At 34.2% G+C, this 21,262-nt stretch carries 15 protein-coding genes and 1 tRNA gene; 11 read left to right on the top strand and 5 right to left on the bottom strand.

Annotated features, from left to right (window positions below):
* Positions 1-5: 5 nt before the first annotated feature.
* Both P5P87_RS10610 and P5P87_RS10605 read right to left on the bottom strand, forming a co-directional pair.
* Entirely contained in the window at positions 6-281 is a 276-nt protein-coding gene (locus P5P87_RS10610) for a hypothetical protein (protein ID WP_278022517.1), read from the bottom strand.
* A complete protein-coding gene (locus P5P87_RS10605) occupies positions 274-411 on the bottom strand; it encodes a hypothetical protein (protein WP_278022516.1) in 138 nt (45 codons plus the stop codon). The genes P5P87_RS10610 and P5P87_RS10605 overlap by 8 nt, the downstream gene beginning before the upstream one ends.
* 309 nt (positions 412-720) lie before the next feature.
* Between P5P87_RS10605 and P5P87_RS10600 the strand changes: the two genes are divergently transcribed.
* On the top strand, positions 721-1,404 hold the full coding sequence (locus tag P5P87_RS10600; RefSeq protein WP_278022515.1) for a S24 family peptidase: 684 nt from the start codon (positions 721-723) through the stop codon (positions 1,402-1,404).
* A 107-nt stretch (positions 1,405-1,511) separates the two neighbouring features.
* Here the strand turns inward: P5P87_RS10600 and P5P87_RS10595 are convergent, their stop codons facing one another.
* Positions 1,512-2,492, bottom strand: a complete 981-nt coding sequence (locus P5P87_RS10595; protein WP_278022514.1) for a bifunctional helix-turn-helix transcriptional regulator/GNAT family N-acetyltransferase — start codon at positions 2,490-2,492, stop codon at positions 1,512-1,514.
* 412 nt (positions 2,493-2,904) lie between these two features.
* On the opposite strand from P5P87_RS10595, the gene P5P87_RS10590 reads away from it, so the two are divergent.
* The 6 genes from P5P87_RS10590 (at position 2,905) to P5P87_RS10565 (ending at position 11,706) form a co-directional block, all read left to right on the top strand.
* On the top strand, positions 2,905-3,462 hold the full coding sequence (locus tag P5P87_RS10590; RefSeq protein ID WP_198856736.1) for an RNA polymerase sigma-70 factor: 558 nt from the start codon (positions 2,905-2,907) through the stop codon (positions 3,460-3,462).
* 113 nt (positions 3,463-3,575) lie between these two features.
* Positions 3,576-4,496, top strand: a complete 921-nt coding sequence (locus P5P87_RS10585; RefSeq protein WP_278022513.1) for a FecR family protein — start codon at positions 3,576-3,578, stop codon at positions 4,494-4,496.
* A gap of 71 nt (positions 4,497-4,567) precedes the next feature.
* Positions 4,568-5,554, top strand: coding sequence for an STN domain-containing protein (locus P5P87_RS10580; RefSeq protein ID WP_278022512.1), 987 nt, complete (start codon positions 4,568-4,570; stop codon positions 5,552-5,554).
* Positions 5,490-7,937 (top strand): SusC/RagA family TonB-linked outer membrane protein, encoded by a 2,448-nt coding sequence (locus P5P87_RS10575; protein ID WP_278022511.1) that lies wholly within the window; start codon positions 5,490-5,492, stop codon positions 7,935-7,937. Before P5P87_RS10580 ends, P5P87_RS10575 begins: the two co-directional genes overlap by 65 nt.
* Positions 7,938-7,956: 19 nt before the next feature.
* Positions 7,957-9,492 (top strand): RagB/SusD family nutrient uptake outer membrane protein, encoded by a 1,536-nt coding sequence (locus tag P5P87_RS10570; protein ID WP_278022510.1) that lies wholly within the window; start codon positions 7,957-7,959, stop codon positions 9,490-9,492.
* 396 nt (positions 9,493-9,888) lie between these two features.
* Entirely contained in the window at positions 9,889-11,706 is a 1,818-nt protein-coding gene (locus P5P87_RS10565; RefSeq protein ID WP_278022509.1) for an alkaline phosphatase, read from the top strand.
* Between the two features lie 302 nt (positions 11,707-12,008).
* Here the strand turns inward: P5P87_RS10565 and P5P87_RS10560 are convergent, their stop codons facing one another.
* On the bottom strand, positions 12,009-13,613 hold the full coding sequence (locus tag P5P87_RS10560) for a class I SAM-dependent methyltransferase (protein ID WP_198856741.1): 1,605 nt from the start codon (positions 13,611-13,613) through the stop codon (positions 12,009-12,011).
* A gap of 162 nt (positions 13,614-13,775) precedes the next feature.
* Positions 13,776-13,859 (bottom strand) — tRNA-Ser (locus P5P87_RS10555).
* Between the two features lie 334 nt (positions 13,860-14,193).
* Between P5P87_RS10555 and P5P87_RS10550 the strand changes: the two genes are divergently transcribed.
* From P5P87_RS10550 to P5P87_RS10535, 4 genes are all read left to right on the top strand, one after another.
* Entirely contained in the window at positions 14,194-14,553 is a 360-nt protein-coding gene (locus P5P87_RS10550; RefSeq protein ID WP_278022508.1) for a carbohydrate-binding protein, read from the top strand.
* 237 nt (positions 14,554-14,790) lie between these two features.
* Positions 14,791-16,878, top strand: coding sequence for a T9SS type A sorting domain-containing protein (locus tag P5P87_RS10545; RefSeq protein ID WP_278022507.1), 2,088 nt, complete (start codon positions 14,791-14,793; stop codon positions 16,876-16,878).
* 437 nt (positions 16,879-17,315) lie between these two features.
* Complete coding sequence (locus P5P87_RS10540) at positions 17,316-19,271, top strand: alpha-galactosidase (RefSeq protein WP_278022506.1); 1,956 nt, start codon at positions 17,316-17,318, stop codon at positions 19,269-19,271.
* Positions 19,272-19,281: 10 nt separating this feature from the next.
* Complete coding sequence (locus P5P87_RS10535; RefSeq protein WP_278022505.1) at positions 19,282-21,261, top strand: sialate O-acetylesterase; 1,980 nt, start codon at positions 19,282-19,284, stop codon at positions 21,259-21,261.
* Position 21,262: the final 1 nt, after the last annotated feature.

The raw sequence follows: 21,262 nt of genomic DNA, 5'->3' as shown, positions 1-21,262 counted from the left end.
GGCTTTTAGTAAATTAATATTTCTTCTTTAAATGGATCTGCATAATAAGGTTTGAAATTATGGTGTAAAGCAAGTTTCAAAACCTCTTTTATTTTACTTTCAATATTTTGAGAAACAGGGCGTGGAGAAGCAGTTTCATCATCCAGAATATGCATCCATTGAAAACGTTCCTGATTAATGCAGATTCTCTCTCCAGCTGTAAAAGTTTTAGTTCTTTCAGAACAATATTGAAGTGCTAGATATAATAATGCGATACGTTCTTCGATTTGTGTTTTACTCATAATTTTTCTCTAATTGATTTTTTAATTTTTTAATGTCAAACTCGATTAAACTTCTTTCAGGACTGTTTGGATTTTCGATCAGCCAATTTTCCAGTTCCCGAATTTTTTCTTTGATTTGATTTGTTCCCATTTTAATTTGGATTAAAGATTTAATGCTATTTTCTTGTTTTCAGATTTTTTATAAAGAGCTATTTTTAGATTCGTAGTATTTTCCATTCTTTTTGTGTTTTAGGGTAGTATTTTTCTTTTTACGAATATTTATTGTTTATTCTTTGTAAATCAATTGTTTGTGTGTTGTTTAAAATTGTTTTATTTTATTGTTGCTCAATATTTTCTAGCTTAACCTATTGTTTTTCAATTTTATTTTTCTTTACTTTGCAAATATAATGTAAAATAATACATTAAAACAAATTTTTAACGTAAAATAATACGTCTTTTTATGGGGTCAACGGAAAGAGTGCGGGAATATCTTGATTATAAAGGGATTACTAAATATAAGTTTTGTAATGATTTAGGATTTTCTAATAAATTTTTAGACAATAGCAACAATATGGGAACAGATAAAGCGTGTAAAATATTACACTATTATCCAGACCTAAGTTCAGAGTGGCTGTTAACAGGAAACGGACCTATGATTAAAGAAGAAAATACTAGCGTTATGGTTATGAATAGTGATAGAAAAACAGTCGATTCGCTTCATGCAAATCAAGAAATACCTTTGTATGATTTGGAGGCAGTTGCTGGTTTAAGAGAGCTATTTAGTAGTGGGGAACCGCAAAGAATTTTGGATACAATAAAAATTCCAAATCTTCCAAAATGCGATGGGGCAATTTCTGTTACAGGAGATAGTATGTATCCTTTATTGAAATCGGGAGATATTATTCTTTATAAGGAAACGGAATTTGAAAATATCTTTTTTGGTGAAATGTATCTTCTAAGTGTTAAACTGAATGACTGGGAAGAATACATCACCGTAAAATACGTTCAGAAATCTGATCAAGGACAGGATTATGTGAAATTGGTAAGTCAGAATTCGCATCATCAGCCAAAAGATATTCATGTATCAAAAATATCGGCATTGGCTCTTATAAAAGCTAGTATTCGTATTAATACTATGATGTAATTGTTTCAATAAAATTTAGACTTATTTTTAAATAAAAAGAGGATATTAAAAATGCTTTAGCTAAACATTTGAAGTTTTGGCTAAAGCATTTTCATGTTTTATAAATTCTATTTGAAAAGTCTCAAATCATAACGCTCCTCATAAAACGTCTTCCCCCATTCGTGAACTTCTTCAGATTTTGTAAGTTCGAATCCCATTATTTTATACATTTGAAGTGCTTTATCCTGCATGCTTGTCGTAAGCAGAAACACATTTTTAAACTTTTTCTCTTTACAAAAATCTACAGCTTCAGTTAAGAGTTTTTTACCAATTCCGAGACCTCTAAAAGCGGGATCGAGAAGAAACCATCTCAATTGCGCTTCTTCATTAGGTTGATGCACAATAGCAACGCATCCCACAATTTTATTATTGTATTCTGCCATCCAGATTCGGTCATTTTCTGGCGAATATTTTTCTAAGAAATCGTAAAAAGTCTTGATTACATATTTCTCAAAATCAGTTGAAAAATTCGATTCGTTTCCATAGATAAATCCGTGTAAATAAATAATGTAGCCAATATCGCCAGGAGTAATATTATGGCGATAGGTAATATCTTCACGAGTTATTTTATTTTCTGTCAGCAGATTTCTAACTGTATTCATCGAATCGACTAAAATTTCTTTTTCAGAATTGTTTAGTTTTTCAATTTTACCCTCAATCTTGTTTTCAGATTTATCATTTAATACGCTTAATAATTCATTTCCAGAATCAGTCAATTTAATATTGAAAGCACGTTTGTCTTCAGAAGAAGTGACTTTCTCAATTAAATTTTCTTTTAAAAAACGCTTCAAAATCCGGCTTAAATATCCTTTATCTAGATTTAAAATTTCTGTGATTTTTTGGGCCGTTATAGTTTTGCTTTCGCTGATTTCATATAGAATTCGTATCTCAGTCAAAGAATATTCGCTGTCTAAATAATGCTGGCTTAAAATATCTAAATGCGCCGTATAGAATCTATTGAAACTTCTAATTTTTGAAGTCGTAGTAGTCATGATTTGTAATATTGTATTGTTGAGGTACAAATATATAAATTTAGTTGCTTTTGTCAACCATTTTCAATTTTTATTTTTTTTGAAAAGAATTTCAACTGAATAAAATTCATTTTAAGACATTCCTATTAATTATTTGTTAAGCACTTTTTCGCTTCAATTCTGCTTTTTATAAGAGAAAGACTGTTATCTCAAACAAAGTTTCTTAGTTTTTGTTCTAAATGCTGTTAACCTTTATGTAGCGGCTAATTTTCGATCTCAAATGTTAATAATATGTTTCGTTTTAGAAGGGTTTTATTAATGTAAACGTAACCTAATCGACCTACCCTCAGCTTTAATTTTGGAGACATATAAGAAGAACCCAATACTTTATATATGCCAATTTTTAAACAGCACGATCATTATCAAGACAAAATCAGAAAAAGTGTTTTGGCTCACGCTTTTCATTTGATTAATCATAAAATAATGAATCATGTATAAGAAGTTTACAGACGAAGAACTTGTTGAATTATTAAAATCGGGCAAGGACAAAGCTTTTGATGAACTTTATTTCAGATATCGAGATCTGTTAGTTCGATTCGTATATCTCCGAATGAAATCAATCGCCATTTCAGAAGAAATTGTGCAAGAAGTTTTTACCTCTATTTGGGAAAGACGCAAAACAATTGTGATCCAGAAAAGTTTTGCGGCTTACATCTACACTTCGGTTCGCTACATGACTTTAGATTACATCAAATCGCACGAAGTTACCGATCAATACATTCAGGAGGTTCTAGATAAAAATACTGCTTCGCAAACCAGTTATAATGCTATCGAAGATTCTATCTATTATGATGAATTGCAAAAAGCAGTTGACGAAGCGGCATCATTACTTCCTAAAAAATCAAAAGAGGTTTTTATTCTCAGCCGAGTAAAACATTACACCAATAAAGAAATTGCCGAAGAATTGAATGTTTCAATCGAAACTGTAAAATATCATATTACATATGCGCTCAAATTTATGCGTACGCATTTGGGCGAATTCAATTAAAAGTAAACTTCAGATTAAGAACTAAGCTTTTTTCTTAACAGAAGCGTAACCTTTTGCGCCTACCTAAAATTACAATTCCCAAGACATATTATTAAAGACATAAAGAAATTATAATGCCTGAAAATTCAAATAACGAAATCAAAAATTTTTTAGAAGGAAAGTACTCTCCGAAAGGACAAGAAATGTGGAACAAATGGTACGATCGTACTGATGATTTTTTTGATAATATGGAAGTGGTTCAATCAGACCGCTCAAAACTGAAAAGAGAATTAAGACAAATAAAGAATACCAATAAAGTTATTTCACTTCAATATAAAAACTTGGCTGTTGCGGCTTCTTTGGTTTTCCTTGTTGGATTGTCAGTGTTTTTTTATGCAACATCAAATACTGTTGAAAACAAGCAATTTACAGTAAAACTAGGAGAACATGCTCAGATAAAATTAAGTGACGGAACAAAAATCTGGCTAAATGCAGGAAGTGTACTTAAATATCCGAAGGAATTTAAAGGTGATACGAGAGAAGTGTATTTAAGTGGTGAAGCTTTTTTTGATGTAGCCAAAGACAAAAAACATCCTTTTATTATTCATACCAATAAAATGGATACCAAAGTTCTCGGAACTAGTTTTAATGTTCAAGCGTATCCAGATCAAACGACACAAGAAGTTTCGGTTGCAACAGGAAGAGTAAACGTGAAATCGACTGTAACAGACGAAAATGTATATGTAACTCCAGGACAGAAAGTGATTTTTAAATCGCAAAGCAACAAGCTTCAAGCCTTTAAAGATGTTCCGTTGAATACCATTTCGCTATGGCGAAAAAATATTATGGTTTTTGAAGAAACGCCTCTTTCTGAAGTTGTGGCCACAATCAATCGTAATTATAATGTTGCGATTGAAGTCAAAAACAAGAATTTAAACGATTTAAAGATTAGCGCCTATTTTAAAGAACTGCCTGCCGATCAGGTAATTGGACTGGTGTGCAATATCGTCAATGCCCAATACAAAATGGATTCTGGGGTTTACAAAATCGAATAATTCTTTAAACAATAAAAATAAAACTACGTAGCAACCTAATAAACAAAACAATTACACTAAATCTAAAGACTATGAATGAAAAGCAAATGCGGTATGCCAGCATAAGGACAATAGGAACAAAATTATTCCTATTTATGACTTTGTTTTTTACCGCACTAACAGTAAAAGCTGGGAATGTTGATATTAACAAAAGAGTGACTTTAAAAGTTGATAATGAGAGTATAAAAAATATATTTCAAAAAATTGAAAATCAGGTTGATGTGCATTTTATGTACGAAAGCGACCAAGTAAACGCCAATCAGAAATTAAGTTTAAAACTGAATAATGTAACACTTGAGCAGGCGCTGGATAAAATTTGCGGAAGTGCACTTCGATATGAGATTGTGAGCAACAATATTGTAATCAAGAAAAATCAGAAAGTTGCTTCTTCAGATCAAAATAAAATCACTGTTTCGGGAACTGTTTTTGGCGGAGATGACAATATGCCTTTACCAGGAGTTGGAATTAAAGATAAAGGTTCTGATGCGACAACAGCAACAGATTTTGACGGAACATTTAAATTAGAAGTAAATGCCTCAGAAGCGACACTTGTTTTTTCTTACGTGGGTTATCTAACACAAGAAGTAAAAGTTACTAGTTCGCAAAACATCACGGTAAAATTAGCAACCGACGTAAAACAGCTTCAAGAAGTTGTAGTTATGGGTTACGGAAGTGTGAAAAAAAATGAAGTTTTAGGAGCAGTTGGTTCTGTTTCTATGAAAGAGACTTCTAGCAGAACATACAACAACGCAGCCGAATTATTACAAGGAACAGTTGCCGGAGTTACTGTAATTAATGATGGTGGTGACCCAACTGCATCGCCAACAATCAACATTCGTGGTATTGGATCTTTGAATGCTGAAACGCCTTTAATCGTTTTAGACGGAATCATTTACAGTGGTTCTTTAAATACTATAAATCCAAATGATATTGCATCGATAAACGTTTTAAAAGATGCGGCTTCTGCAAGCAATTTATGGTGCAAGAGCTTCTGGTGGGGTAATTTTAATTACTTCTAAAAAAGGAGTTTCGGATAAAATTAATGTGAATGTAAACTATCAGGGAGGTTTTCAGAATGTTGCTAAAAAATTGCAGGTTTTAAACGCCGCAGAATATTCTGACGCTATGAATTTAGCAAGAGACAATGCAGGTTTGCCAAGAATTCCTGCTTTTGATCCTGCATTTGAACCAACGGCAAGAACAACAAAAACCAACTGGATGGATGAAATTTTCCGTACAGGAGAAATTCAAGATTTGTCGCTTTCGGTAAATGGAAAAACAGAAAAATCTAATTTCTTTCTTTCTGGAAGTTATAGAAAAAACGAAGGTATTTTGCTAAATACTTATGGAGAACGTTATACAGTAAGAGCAAATTCTTCTTTCAAATTGGCAGATAATTTCACAATTGGAGAAAATATTTCATACTCATTAACTGATGGTCAGACTGCTAATACGTCAAGTTCGTATACAGGAGCAATTCAAGCAGCAATTTTGTATCCGCCAAATGCAACGATTTATAGAGAAGATGGTTCAGGTCAGTTTGGCGGTGTTCCAGAAAAATATATTGGTTCTTATGGAGACGTTATCAATCCGGTAGCGTATTTGAAAAGATTAGACAATAAGAACCCTATTTCAACAATTTTGATCAATCCGTATGCAGAATGGGAAATTGTTCCAGGACTAAAAGTGAAATCGAACTGGGGTTATACAAGAATTCAAGACAATGCATCAGATTTTACAGTAAAAGTTACAGAACCAGGAAAAATCTTTGATTTCAACAGATTGACGCTGAAAAATATAACTACTACAGATTTATTGAGCGAGCAGACTATTTCTTATGAGAAATCATTCGGAAAACATAATTTGAAAGCTTTGGCTGGATATACGTATCAAGAAACAAAAAGAGACTTCTACACTATTGAAGGAACTGGTTTTGATAACGAAGATCCATCACAGCGTTATTTATTAAATGCAAAATTAATTCAGCAGACCGCAGCTGGAAGATCAGATGAAATTATTTCGTCTTATGTGGGAAGAATTAATTACGATTTCAGTCAGAAATATTTAATCTCTGGAATTGTTCGTCGTGACGGAACTTCAAAATTATTAGAAAATAACCGTTGGAAAGTGTATCCTTCAGTTTCTGCAGGTTGGTTAATTTCTGAAGAAAATTTCATGAAAGGTATTGAGCCAATCATCAGCAACTTAAAACTTCGAGCAAGCTGGGGACAAATTGGAAACTTAGGAAATCTTGGGCCATATCAATTTAGTGTGCCTTTAGTTCAAACTCAAGCTTTAATTGGAGCAGTGCCATCAATTAATTATGGTTATGCTGAAAGCGAATTATCAAACCCGAATTTAAAATGGGAAAGTTCTGAGCAGACTAATATTGGTTTAGATTTTACGATGCTAAATAATAGTTTGGTTGGATCTGTTGATGCTTATGTAAAGAAAAACAAAGACATGTTGGTTCGTGACCAATTGCCTGGAGTTTCTGGAACGCCACAAGGAAGAATTGTAAACTCAGGAGATGTAGAAAACAAAGGAATCGAGGTGAGTTTAACGTACCAAAAAACTCGCGGAGAATTTAAATTTGATGTTACGGCAAACGCTGGATTCTTAAGCAATAGAATTGTTTCTATTAAAGACGATTTGAATTCATTAGAGCCGCTTGGTTTAAGCAGAGTTCGTAGTTTGCCATTAGCTAATATTTATCAAGTTGGAAGTCCAGTTGGAGCATTCTACGGATATCAGACAAACGGATTATTCCAAAGTAATGATGAGGTGAAAGCGTATGTAAACAAAGATGGTGTAATGTATCAGCCAAACGCGGTTGCTGGAGATATTAAATTTAAAGATGAAAATGGAGACGGCGTAATCAACAATAGCGACAGAGTAGTGTTAGGAAGTCCTTTTCCAAAAACAACGTATAGTTTGAATGCCAATTTCAGATACAAAGGATTTGATATGAACATCTTTTTTAACGGAGCTGCAGGAAACAGCGTTTTCAATGCGGTAAAACATACAGGTTTAAATGCTTCTTTCCCAGGTTACAATTTATTGGCTGAATCAAAAGATGCTTGGACTCCAACCAATACGGATACAAATGTTCCAGTTCTTTCATCAACAGATAACAATAACAACTTCGGTCGTATTTCTAATCTTTTTATTGAAGACGCTTCTTTCTTAAGATTGAAAAACGTTTCGATTGGTTATACCGTTAAAGAAAGCTGGTTGAACGGAAAAGCGAAACTGAGATTCTTTATTTCGGGACAAAACTTATTTACAATCACAAAATATTCTGGAATGGATCCTGAAGTTGGACTTAAAAACTTCGGAATGGATTTAGGACGTTATCCGCTTTCTCGTATTTACATGACAGGTGTTAACGCAACTTTTTAAAAAATAAAAAACAATTAAAATGAAAAAAATAAGTCTTTTATTATTGAGTTTTGTGCTTTTGGTAAGTACTTCGGCTTGCGAAAGCGAACTTGATGTTGTGCCACAAGGAGCTCCTTCGAGCGGGAATTTCTGGAAAACGCCAGCAGATGCAAAAGCAGGAGTAAATGCAATTTATGCTTTGTATTCTGATGATAATATGTACGGTCGTGGTTTCTTTTGGCTGAATAATGCCAGCGATGATATTGGGACTAAACCAAGACAAAATGCAGAAAGAATTAAAAACTTTATTGTAGACGGATCAGAATCGGATACTAAAGATATTTGGAGAATTCACTACGAAATCATGAAACGTTGTAATGACGTAATTCGTAATATTCCAAATATTGCATTGGATGAAAGTACAAAAAACGGAATGTTAGGAGAAGCTTATTTTAATCACGCTGTAATGCATTTAGAATTGGCATACCATTACGGAGACGATCGTGCGGGAATTCCAATTCAGGAAAGAGAAAACCCAACAAATGTTTATGTGCCTCGCGCTAAAAATGTTGCTGAAAATTACGCATACATTGCCGCAGATTTAATTAAAGCCGCAGATTTGTCGCCTTATTTTGATCAGCTTACACCAGACAATCGTGGTCGCGCTCACAAAACTGCGGCTTGGGCTTATTTGGTTCGTACCTACTTGTATGCAAAAGATTGGGACAATGCGATCAAATATGCCAATATGATTGTGGCTAGCGGAAAACACAAATTATTGGATAATTTTGAAGATGTATTTAAAATCAGCAACAATTGGTCTTCAGAATATATCTGGTCTGTAACTTCAAGTGCAGAGAATACTTCTTTAGGTTCTATTTTTCCTGGAGTTTGTTTAGAAGATAAAGGATGGGGAGTTTACAATGGTTGGGGAAATTTCTATCCGACAAAAGAATTATTTGATACGTATGCGCCAAACGACAAAAGACGTAGCGCTACGATTTTACAAAAAGGAGACAAATTTGTTTACTTCGGGGAAACAGTAACTTTTAATGAAGGTAATCACGTAGTAAGTTCAAGTAACAGAACGGGTTATCAGTTTAAAAAATATATGGAGCCGTTTAGTTATCCCAAAACAACTTCGGGCGGAGTAGATATTCGTTATGTAAATGCGAATGGAGACAAGCCTTCTACAGCTTTAAATGTTCCTCTTTTACGTTATGCTGATGTGATTTTGATGTTAGCGGAAGCTAAACTAATGAAGGGTCAAAATGCAGATACAGAAATCAATATGATTCGCCACCGAGCAGGTCTTACAGATATTTCTGGAGCTACAATGGTCGATTTAAAAAGAGAGAGAAGATGTGAACTAGCAGGTGAGTGGACAGACCGCCATTTCGATTTAGTGCGTTGGGGAGATGCAAAAGAAACGTACGCGAAACCATTGCATCATTATAACGGAAGCGTTATTTATCCTGCTCGTAATTTCAATCCTGCAATTCACCACGTTTGGCCAATACCGCCAGATGAAATCGCAGTAAGTAAAGGAGCTTTGACTCAAAACCAAGGCTGGTAATCTATAATTTCATTGTGTTTTTTTAGTTTTTTACGCTGCAGTCTTAGTCAGGAGACTGCAGTTGTAAAAAATAAAGTTTGTCATTCCGAGGAATGGCAAGTCGAACGCATTCACACAATCTTGTCATTTCGACGAAGGAGAAATCCTCACTAGAAGCTCCACAATCTAAATCCCCAATCTTTGCCGAGTTGCTAACGAAGATTTGCTTTGCCTGTTCGCTATCGCTCGAGTCTCCTTCGTCGAAATGACAAGATTACTTTTTACTATTTGTATTTAAATTAGTGAAACGCCTTTACACATAAAGAAAAGCTATGTTTCTATGTGTTAAAAATAAATTGCAGAAACCCATTTCTAATAAAGTTACCTACAGCTTTAAAAGAATAAAAATCATTTTCGATGAAAAAAATAATCACCCTTTTTTGCCTTCAATTTTGCTTGTTCGTTCAAGCGCAAGAATACAGTTCTTCAAATATTCATTCTCATAACGATTACGAAAGTAAATTACCTTTTTATGGTGCTTATTCTAATGAAACGGGCGTTATAGAAGCCGATGTCTTTTTAGTAAATAATGAATTGTTTGTAGCACATACTTCTAAAGAAATTGCTTCTCACAATACACTTAAAAGCATGTATTTGGAACCTCTTTCAAACAAATTAAAAACATTGGAAGGAAAAGCTTACCCGAGCAATAAACCTTTAATATTAATGATTGATATTAAGTCTGATGCCGACTCAACTCTAAAAACAATTGTACAGCAATTAAAGACTTTTCCAGATATTATTTCGAATAAAAACATAAAAGTGGTTATTTCTGGAAACAGACCTTTACCGTCACTATGGAAGGAATATCCAGATTTCATTTATTTTGATGGAAGATTGAATGAAAATTATACTTCAGATCAATTAGCGAGAGTTGAAATGATTAGCGAAGATTTACATGAAATCACAGTTTGGAACGGAAAAGGAGTTTTGACGCGACCAGATTCTGAAAAAATTCAGGCAATTATCAAAAAAGTCCACGATCAAAAGAAAAAAATAAGATTCTGGGCTACGCAAGACAACGTAAACACGTACATGACTTTGATGAATTTAAAAGTTGATTTTATAGGAACGGATAAAGTAGACGAACTAACTCAATTTATAAATAACATTAAAACGACATTTTACCAGAATACAGAATTTCACCAAGCTTATGTTCCTAAAAATGTTTTCAAGAATAAACGCCCAAAAAATGTTATTCTTTTAATTGGAGACGGGATGGGATTAGCGCAGATTTATTCTGGATATACTGCAAACAAAGGGCAATTGAATTTATTTAATATTCCAACTCAAGGATTCTCGATCACAAAAGCTTCAGATAGTTATATCACAGATTCTGCCGCAGGAGCAACGGCAATGGCTACGGGACATAAAACTAATAATCGTTTTATAAGTGTTGATGAACAAGGGAAACCGCTTCAGACGATTGCAGAACAATTGGCAAAGAAAAACTATAAAACGGCCATTATTTCTGCTGGAAATATTACTGATGCAACTCCAGCTGCGTTTTATGCACATCAGCCAGAAAGAAGTTTAAGCGAACCAATTGCTAACGATTTTCTTTCAAGTCCGTCAGATATTTTGATTGGAGGAGGTCAGAAAGAATTTATTTCTAGAAAAGATGGTAAAGATTTGTCTAAAGTTTTAATCGAAAAAGGATACACTTTCTCAGATAAATTCTCGAGTTTAGATACGATTAAAAACAGCAAATTTGTCGTTTTAGAAGATGCAGCGGTAGTTTCTATAAAAAATGGAAGAGGAGATTTTCTAACGAAATCTCTGGCGAAAGCGACAAACACTTTTTCGAAAACAAAGAATCCGTTTTTTATTATGGCCGAAGGCGCTCAAATTGATTACGGCGGACACCAGAATAATGTAGAATATGTTGTGAGAGAAATGCTTGATTTTGACAAATTGGTGGGGCAAGCAATGGAATTTGTAGATAAAAATCCCGAAACGCTTTTGATCGTAACCGCAGATCACGAAACTGGCGGATTATCATTAATTGACGGAAGTATTGAAAAAGGGTACGTTCACGGAAGTTTTAGTACCAATGATCATACGGCGATTCCGGTTCCTGTTTTTGTTTACGGTCCAGGATCTGAGAAATTCATGGGAGTTTATCAGAATACGGCAATTTATGACAAGATTATGGAATTGATTGGAGGAAAATAATTTCTTAAATAAATTCAAATTAAAGGAGCGTCTGGAAAGGTCGCTCCTTTATTAATTTCAGAAATATGTCGCTCCGATGGAGCTTTTATTTTGTGTCTTGAATTTTTAGCTATAAATATTTCGCTCTTCCAGAGCTTGAAAACGTTTTTCAAATCCCAATGAAACTATATATTAGTTTTAAATTGTGTCTTAGAAAAGTCCCAGAGGGACGAAATATTTATAGAAATAGAATTGCGGTTTAAGAAAGAGCCCCAGCGGGGTGAAATATATTATTTCGGCTAATTTTAAACGTTACATTTTATTTATTTTCCTTTCAACAAATTGATGCTCACTGTTGCTGTATCGGCGTCAGGAAATCTCTTAAAAATAGATTTATCAGGAAATAATCCTGCTTCTGCGGCAATTGCATTAAAAACATCAATTTCAACAATATATTGGTCCGAAAAACCATGAGTAGCATCATAAGCTGTTGCTGGAGTTCGGCCTAAATTATTGGCCGTAAGTTTTGGATTTATGGTATGAAGTTCAATCAAAAGAAGACCAAATTTATGTACATACGGTGACCACTTTTGTAAATGTTCTAAAAGATTGTCTTCAACAAGATTATTGCTAATTCTTTTTCCTCTGTAAGCAAATGCACCAGTTGAGGTACTGACTCTTTTCTCGTTAACATGTTTAGGGTCTTGCCAAATTCTGTTGTGATCTAGAAAAGTTCTCACATTAAGAAGATCTTTCAAATCAATATTATAATTTTCTTGCAAATCTTCTGCAAGCAAATCGGGACGGCCAATATCTCCCCAAATTACTTTTGCCCAAATATCTGCATTGATCAGATTGGCTCTGGTTACTTTCAAAGCGGTTTGGTTATAATCAACTCCAACTATAAACAGCGGATATTCGTCGAGCATTTTTCCTCTTAAAGTTTGCCTGTCAATTACTTCAAAAATATGTTGTAGAAAAGCGCCATTTCCGCAACCCATATCGAGAATTCCTTTTGGCTGTTCTTCAATAGGAAGATTAAAAAGCTTTATAAGGATTTCATCGACTACTTTAAAATAAGTGTCGTGAGCGCCACCGCTTCCCCAAACGTTCATTTCGCGATCCACATGAAGTTCGTTTTCACCTTCGGCAGTTATTAAAATATCCGGATTTCCAAAAATCAATTCTTCAATTTTAGCAAATGTTGGCAGATAGGAAACCGTAACTCCATAAGCGCTGGCTCTTTTAGCAAAAAATAAACCAGCTTCGGTAAATTGATAATTGCCATTTTTTTCTAGAAACCATCCCAGATGAACAAAAAAGTCTAAAATCTTTTTAAAATTTTCGGGCGATTTATGAAACTCTTCAGGTCTAAAAGAAGTTTCCATAAAATACTTATGAAACATTCCGTTCATTGCCAATCGCACGATAGTTGGTCCGATGAGGTAACCTTCAATATGTTTTAAAATTTGCTCTTGAATGCTATTCGTTAGAGGATCACTGGAAGGCTCAATTTCGTCTCTCTTTTTATATTTTTCAAAAATGATATTGAGTTTTTCAAAAGGAGTGTCTTCAAACAAACGCGGATGAAAATGTATAGATAATTGAAGCAATTCTACAACATCTCTGTAAAGATGAAATAATGAAAAAGCAATTTCGGTTTTCTCATTTACAGAAATTGAAATAGTCTGTGTTTTATTATTGATTTCATAATCTAAAAATCCTTGAGAAGCGAGAACTCGTAAAGCGATATTTAGATAGCCTTCGTTGGCATTAAAAACCGATGTAAGTTCAGATAAAGTGGTTTGCTTTTTATTTAAGATAAAATCTAGTACAGATTTATTTTTTAGCGCTATTGCTACAGGCGCAGTAACTAAGCCGTCAAGATGCCTGAAAATGGAACTTAAGAGTTGTGATTTATCGGTCATAATGCAAAAATGAAGGTTAGTTAAAAATAATGATTTTTTTCTTACTTAATGCACATGATTTTTATGCTAAGGTTTTGCTATAAATTGAATTGAAAAGCCGAGTAAACTTCTGTATAAAGCAAAAAAAACCTCAATAGAATATTGAGGTTTTTTAAAATTCAGCGGAGAAAGAGGGATTCGAACCCCGGACCTGTTACAGTCAACAGTTTTCAAGACTGCCGCATTCGACCGCTCTGCCATTTCTCCAGTATGTCGCAATCGTTGCGTGATTGCGAGTGCAAATATAAGGCGTTTTTTTAATTGTGAAAATTTTTTTTGAATTATTTCTAAAGAAAATAATAGAGTAGTAAAAAGAACAGCGATCAATAAAGTTAAGGCTTTCAAAGTCAACAGAGAAAGAGACTTTGTAATCTAAAAATATTTTAGCAGAGAAAAGACATCAGTTTTATTGGCTCTCTGTTTAATTTGTTTCAACTAAACAATTAAATCGTCTGATTTTTAATGTTATACTAATATTTTTCTTATTATTGTAGTATAGTACAGAATAGTACTAAATCTTACTAACTAATATTGAAAAACTATGCAAGAAAAAATTACAAAAGAAAAAGTATCGGTTAAAAAACTACTGACTTTAATGCTATTTTTATTAACGATTTGCAGTTGGAGTCAGAGTTACGAATTTGAAAATGGTACCCGCACTGGAAATGCTGACATTCAAAACTGCGATTCCTGTTCAGGAAAAATTGTCGGTAATTTAGGAGGTACTGGTAGCGTTTCTGTAAATGTTACTGTAGCGAGCAACGGGTTGGTACAATCTGCAATTGTTTTATTGTACGGGAGATCCACGTGCGATTCGATTAACAGCTGGTTCTGCCGCGGCGATTGCGATTCCTTGCGAACCGAGTGGAGGATGGAGTACAGTCTGCTTCTAAAAACATAAACGTTTATTTGAACAGCGGCACAACAACTTTGCTTTGGGATAATACCAACTCATGGGCTCCTAATCTCGACAAATTTATTTTAACACCTTTAGCAAGCAGGAACTAACCAAACTATTGCTTTTGGAACAAATAATAGTATCGTTTATAATTTAACCAATAAAACGTATAGCATAAAATTTAATGGTGCGACTGTAATTAGCAATGCATCTGCTTATGCAAATAGCGATCAGCAGTATGTGAGTACTAATTTTGCTTCAGCGGTTTATAGTTCAGAATCATTTACCGATAATGTGGGAAGCGGAACTAAGCACATTTTTACCTTAAGTGGAAATTATTCGCTCGGAATGCGACAGATTTTTTATACCTATACCAATAAAAATTATCTGGCTGTACAAGTTGTGCTGACAGGAAATGGTTCAAACTGCTATAAAATGTCTCCTTTAACCAGTAATCAGGTAACGCCAAATTTTGGAACAGGAGATGCTAGAGCTGTATTTGTTCCTTACGATAACGATGCCTGGATTCGATATAATGCTTATACTTTAAATTCGGCTGATTTTACAGCATCTGAGGTAACTAATATTTATAATAATACCAATCGTAAAGGTTTGGTAATTGGTTCGTTGGAGCATACAAAATGGAAAACAGGTGTTACAGTAAGTGGCGGCGGTTCTTCATCAGCTTATGTTTCGGTAATTGCAGGTTGGACAAAACAAGATGTAACCCGAGATGCAAGAGGACATGGTTGGGTAAATGTGGGGCAGACAAGTTGCCCTTCTCCAAAAGTAATGATTAATGCTACAGACGATTGGAGAACAGGATTCGAAGAATTTGCACAAGCAAATGCAGCAATGCAACCTAAATATATTTTTGACTGGACAGCGCCAAAACCAATTGGATGGAACAGCTGGGGAGCTATGCAAACCAATATTAACTTGACGAAAGCAAAAGCAGTTGTAGATTTTTTTCATAATGATTGTCCTTCATTTAAAACTCAAGACAATACTTTATATATTGATCTTGATTCTTATTGGGACAATATGAGTGATGCTGAGCTAGCTCAATTTGTCACTTACGCAAAAAGTAAAGGTTATAAGGCTGGAATTTATTGGGCTCCTTTTGTAGATTGGGGAAAATACAATCGTCAGGTTGAAGGAAGTTCATATACTTATAATCAGTGTTGGACAAAAGTTAACGGAAATCCTTTAGAGTTGGATGGAGCTTATGCTATGGATCCGACAAGTCCAGGAACTAAGGCTAGAATTCACTATTTTATAAATCGTTTCAAAACCGCAGGATTCGAAATGATAAAAATTGACTTTTTAACGCATGCGAGTATTGAAGCTGACAGTTTTGCAAATAATCAGCTTCATACGGGTATGGAAGCGTATCAGGAAGGAATGAAATATTTGATTGATGAAATTGGCGGAACGATGTTAGTGCAAGCCGCAATATCTCCTAATTTGGCTACTGGCCCTTTTGCGCACGTAAGACGTATAGCATGCGATGCCTACACAAACATAAACGAAACAGATTATACTTTGAATAGTACAACTTATGGCTGGTGGCAAAATCAAATTTACGATTATATAGATGCAGATCATATTGTTTTTGGGACTGCTTCAATAGGGCAAAATCGTGCAAGATTATTAAGCGGCGTGGTTACAGGAACAGTAATTGCAGGTGATGATTTTTCTGTTGCGGGTCAGTGGAAAACAACTGCACAAAGTCTTTTGCAAAATAATGATGTAATGAATGTTGTTCGTAATGAGATGCATTTTATTCCTGCCGATGGAAACACAGGATACAATGCCGCAAATGTATTTTCTGCAACATACAACAACGTTACTTATGTAGCTGTTTTTAATTACGGAAATACAACGATGACAAATAATATCAGTTTTAGTCGTCTAGGACTTGGATCAGGAAATTATACAGTCAAAGAGCTTTATTCTGGAGCGACAAGTACTGCTCAAAGCACATTGAATGTTCAATTGCCTCAAGCAGATGCGGCTATTTATGCTATTTCGAACGCAGGAGTGCTAAGTGCGCCAAGTTACAATTGGCCAACTGCTTCTACAAATTATGTCTTTCCTAATCCTGCATCAAACAGTTTTAGAATTAAGTTTGATCAAATAATTAATGGTACAGCGACAATTTCATTATATGATATAAGCGGAAAAGAAGTTTGGAAGAATGCTATTACTGCCGAAGACATGATTAGTTCAGAAATACCAGTAAACGGACTTTCAAAGGGTGTTTATATGGTAAAAGTAAAAGCGACTGGACATCCGGTGCAAAACTTTAAGTTTGTTAAGAATTAAAGACTTTTAAAACTTTCAAAAATCCCGATTTTCACTTTAGTTGAGAATCGGGATTTTTTGTTTTGGCTAGAATGTTAAAATGATAATTTTTGATTTATAAAATTTTTTGAGATGTATATTTTTAGTTAGATTTTTGAGATTATGTCATAATTATTGTCAAAATGACTATTTTGAAGAAAAAAAATCAAGCTCTTTTGTAATTGTGTTAAATGTTGATTTTTAGGTAATTATGTTTATTTGGGCAAAAAAAGTAAGCAGTATTTTTTGCAATGTTCTTGCAGGGTTAATTTTAATTCGTATCATTGTAGTATAGAATAGTATAATAACCAAAAATAAAATTAATGAAACCACATTGTTTATTAATAAAAAAGCTGTTTTTGTCTGGTATAATAATGCTTTTTTTTAGTCCATTTATGCAGGCTCAAAAAAGCATAAAAATGACTTTTGGAAAAAATGGCGACATTACTTATGATGCTAAAAACAAAACAATAGCAGTAAGCCAATCTGGTAAAAATATTTTTTCTGGAGCAAAAACTTCGGTTGTTGTTAATGGTAAAACAATTTCTATTAGTGATTATCCTGAAGCCGTTTTATCAAAAGAAGCTTTTACAGATAATTTAGGAAAAGGGACAAAGTATATTCTAACTTATAAGGATAAAAACAATCCAACTTTAATTCAAAATTTCTTTACCTATAATAATCAATCTTATTTTATAACTCAAATTGAAATTTTAGGAAACGAGAAGCAAATAACAACCAATTATATTGCGCCATTAGATTTAGGAAAAATTACTTTTGATAAAGTAGAAAACTTGCAAACTGTTTTTGTTCCTTATGATAATGATGCTTGGGCGAGTTATAATTCTAAAAAATTAGATACAATTTCAAATAATACAAGTGCAGAAGTTGGAATAGTATTTAATAACACTTCTAGAAATGGTTTTATAGTAGGTTCTTTAGAACATACCGTTTGGAAAAGTGCTGTAAAATCAATCAACAAAAATAAAGAGCCTTTATTCTCGGCTTGGGCAGGTTTTTCTGAAAAAGAAATAACGCGAGACAGCATTGCGCACGGTTTGGTAAGAGGAAACAAAGTATTGTCGCCAAAATTCTTTGTTGGATATTATTCCGATTGGAGAAACGGAATGGAAGAATATGCTAAAACCAATCGTATTGTAGAAAAACCATATGTTTTTGAATGGGATAAGCCAACTCCAGTGGGATGGAACAGCTGGGGCGTTTTGATGGAAAAAATCAATTATGAGAATACGACCAAAGTTGCTGATTTTTTTGCGAATCAAATTCCGCAGTTTCGAGTAGGAAATACAGCTTATATCGATCTTGATTCATTTTGGGATAATATGGTAAAAGGTGGTTTTACAGGAGATTTCAGCAAACTAAAAGAATTTGCAGATTACTGTAAAAGTAAAGGATTAGAACCAGGAGCCTATTGGGCACCTTTTACAGATTGGGGCTGGAAAGACGGACCAAACCGTAAAGCAGAAGGAAGTGATTATAATTTTGGCGAAATGTGGACAAAAACTGGAAATACGTATTTTGATTTTGATGGCGCACGCGCAATTGATCCAACACATCCTGGTACGCTAAAACGTGTTGATTATGTAATTAATAAACTAAAAGCGTGCGGCTTCAAAATGATCAAAATCGACTTTCTAGGACATGCAGCGGCTGAATCTTCTTCTTTTTATGATAAAAATGTCACAACAGGAATGCAGGCTTACAAAGTAGGAATGGAGCATTTGGTAAATGCACTAGACGGACAAATGCTTATTTATGCCGCAATTTCTCCAAATATGGCAACCTCTCGTTATGCTCATATAAGACGTATTGCATGCGATGCTTGGAAAACTATCGAGCAAACTCAATATACTCTGAATAGCGTGAATTACGGCTGGTGGCAAACCTATTCGTATGATTATATTGATGCCGATCATGTTGTTTTTGCTGATGTTACAGAGGGAGAAAACCGTGCAAGATTAATTTCTGCAATAATCACAGGAACATTAATCACAGGAGACGATTACAGTAAGGAAGGAATTTGGAGCAAACGCGCCAAAGAGTGGCTTCAGAACAAAGAGTTGCTTAAGATTGTGGCTCATGGCGTGGCTTTTCGACCAGTAGAAGGAAATACGGGAAAACATACAACTGAAGTTTTTCAGCAGAAAATAGAAAACGATTGGTATATCGCTGTTTTCAATTATGGAAACGAAGCAAAAAGCTATGCTTTACCATTGGAGAGATTAGATATTCAAAAAGGAAGTTATCAAATCGAAGATCTTTTTACTTCTCAAAAGAGCGAAATAAAAGACAATACTTTAAATGTAAATCTTGGTTCAAAAGATGCTCATTTGTATAAAATCATAAAACGATAATAGATTCAGCATGAAAAAATATCTTTTAAAAAATATTCTGTTAGCTGTAATAGGACTGGTTTCGGTTGCAGCAAATGCTACAGTAAAGTTGCCTTCTTTTTTTACTGATAATATGGTTTTGCGGCAAAAAAGCACCGTTCCGTTTTGGGGAGAAAGCAATCAGCAATCAGTATCAGTTACAAGTTCTTGGGATAAAAAAACATATAAAGCTGCCGTTGTAAATGGTAAGTGGAATGTAGTTTTAAAAACGCCTGCTTACGGCGGACCTTATACGATTGCAATAAATGACGGAGAAGTAAAAACGCTTCAAAATATTCTAATTGGAGAAGTGTGGTTGTGTTCTGGACAAAGCAACATGGAAATGCCGCTTGAAGGATGGGGAAAAATAGAGAATTATAAAGAAGAAATTGCAAACGCCAATTATCCCGAGATTCGATTATTGCAAGCAGAACATATAGAAAGCACTTTGCCATTAAATATACTAAAAGTGCGACACAATGGATGGAATGTCTGCGATTCTAAAAATATAGCAGATTTTAGTGCAACAGCTTATTTTTTTGCTAGAAAAATTTATAAAGAAAAAAAGATTCCGATCGGATTAATACATTCTTCTTGGGGAGGAACATTGATAGAAGCTTGGACAAGTTCTGGAGCGTTAAGCACCATTCATGATTTTGATGCTCAGATAGAAGCGATGAAATCTGAATCAAGCAGAGAAACTTTAGAGAAAAAATACAATGCTGATTTAGCAGTTTGGGAAAAACATCTAGCTAATGCTGACAAAGGATATCAGAACGAAAAAGTAATTTGGGCTTCAGTTGGTTTTGACGATGCTTCATGGAAAACAATGAAAGTTCCTTCTTTTTTTGACAGCAACGGATTAGGAAATTTTGACGGTATAGTTTGGTTCAGAAAAAAGGTTGCCATCGCAGATAATAGTAAAGATTTTACTCTAAGCTATTTTGCCGATGATGATGATATGATTTGGGTAAATGGAAATTATGTGGGAGAAACAAAAGGATATAACGTAGAGCGTCATTATACCATTCCATCAAAATATTTGAAAAAAGGAGAAAACGTAATTACCATTAGAGTATATGACGGAGCAGGAAATGGAGGTATTTATGGAGAAGAAAATATCGCTTTAAAATCAGATAAAGAAATTATTTCCTTAGCAGGAGATTGGAAATACAATATAGGTGCAGACAGTAAAGATTTGCCTGCACGACCTTATCTGGCTCAGGGGCAAAATAGGCCAAGTGCAATATACAATGCCATGATTGCTCCTTTGGCAGATTACAAAATAAAAGGAGTAATCTGGTATCAGGGAGAAAGCAATGCAGAAAGAGCTTTTCAATATCAAAAATTATTTCCGTCGCTTATAAACGACTGGCGAACTCAGTTTAAAGATAAAAATCTTCCGTTTTTCTTTGTGCAGTTAGCCAATTACAAACAGCAGAAACAAGAACCTGGAGATTCGGATTGGGCAGAATTAAGAGAGGCACAATTCATGGCTTTAAAACTGCCAAACACAGGAATGGCCGTAACTACTGATATTGGAAATGGAGAAGATATTCATCCAAAAAATAAACAAGATGTAGGAGGTCGTCTCGCTAATATTGCTTTAGCAAAAGTGTATAATACCAAAATCGATTATTCGGGACCGCTTTATAAATCGTTTAAAATTGAAAACAATACAATTGTGTTAGATTTTGATTTTAAAACTGAAATTAAAGCTAAAGAAGGTATGCTGAAAGGATTTTCTATTGCGGGAGCAGATCAGAAATTTTATTGGGCAGAAGCAAAAATAGTAAACGGAAAAGTGATCGTATATGCGCAGAACGTTCCAAATCCTGCAGCGGTTCGATACAACTGGGCAGATAATCCAGATGGAAATCTGACAAATGCATCAGGTCTTCCTGCATCATCATTTAGAACAGATAATTGGAAAGGAATTACACAAGAAAAAGAAGTAAAAAATAATACATAAT

The sequence above is a fragment of the Flavobacterium ginsengisoli genome (assembly GCF_029625315.1).
In the GTDB taxonomy this organism is placed as follows: Bacteria; Bacteroidota; Bacteroidia; order Flavobacteriales; family Flavobacteriaceae; genus Flavobacterium; species Flavobacterium ginsengisoli.
Note: the sequence above shows the minus strand (reverse complement) of the source record. Positions and strands in the feature narration are given on the sequence as shown.

What these genes read in the sequence shown, in the direction of transcription:
- P5P87_RS10610 (WP_278022517.1), bottom strand. Translation starts at nt 281, where the DNA reads ATGAGTAAAACACAAATCGAAGAACGTATCGCATTATTATATCTAGCA.
- P5P87_RS10605 (WP_278022516.1), bottom strand. Translation starts at nt 411, where the DNA reads ATGGGAACAAATCAAATCAAAGAAAAAATTCGGGAACTGGAAAATTGG.
- P5P87_RS10600 (WP_278022515.1), top strand. Translation starts at nt 721, where the DNA reads ATGGGGTCAACGGAAAGAGTGCGGGAATATCTTGATTATAAAGGGATT.
- P5P87_RS10590 (WP_198856736.1), top strand. Translation starts at nt 2,905, where the DNA reads ATGTATAAGAAGTTTACAGACGAAGAACTTGTTGAATTATTAAAATCG.
- P5P87_RS10585 (WP_278022513.1), top strand. Translation starts at nt 3,576, where the DNA reads ATGCCTGAAAATTCAAATAACGAAATCAAAAATTTTTTAGAAGGAAAG.
- P5P87_RS10580 (WP_278022512.1), top strand. Translation starts at nt 4,568, where the DNA reads ATGAATGAAAAGCAAATGCGGTATGCCAGCATAAGGACAATAGGAACA.
- P5P87_RS10575 (WP_278022511.1), top strand. Translation starts at nt 5,490, where the DNA reads ATGCGGCTTCTGCAAGCAATTTATGGTGCAAGAGCTTCTGGTGGGGTA.
- P5P87_RS10570 (WP_278022510.1), top strand. Translation starts at nt 7,957, where the DNA reads ATGAAAAAAATAAGTCTTTTATTATTGAGTTTTGTGCTTTTGGTAAGT.
- P5P87_RS10565 (WP_278022509.1), top strand. Translation starts at nt 9,889, where the DNA reads ATGAAAAAAATAATCACCCTTTTTTGCCTTCAATTTTGCTTGTTCGTT.
- P5P87_RS10560 (WP_198856741.1), bottom strand. Translation starts at nt 13,613, where the DNA reads ATGACCGATAAATCACAACTCTTAAGTTCCATTTTCAGGCATCTTGAC.
- P5P87_RS10550 (WP_278022508.1), top strand. Translation starts at nt 14,194, where the DNA reads ATGCAAGAAAAAATTACAAAAGAAAAAGTATCGGTTAAAAAACTACTG.
- P5P87_RS10540 (WP_278022506.1), top strand. Translation starts at nt 17,316, where the DNA reads ATGACTTTTGGAAAAAATGGCGACATTACTTATGATGCTAAAAACAAA.
- P5P87_RS10535 (WP_278022505.1), top strand. Translation starts at nt 19,282, where the DNA reads ATGAAAAAATATCTTTTAAAAAATATTCTGTTAGCTGTAATAGGACTG.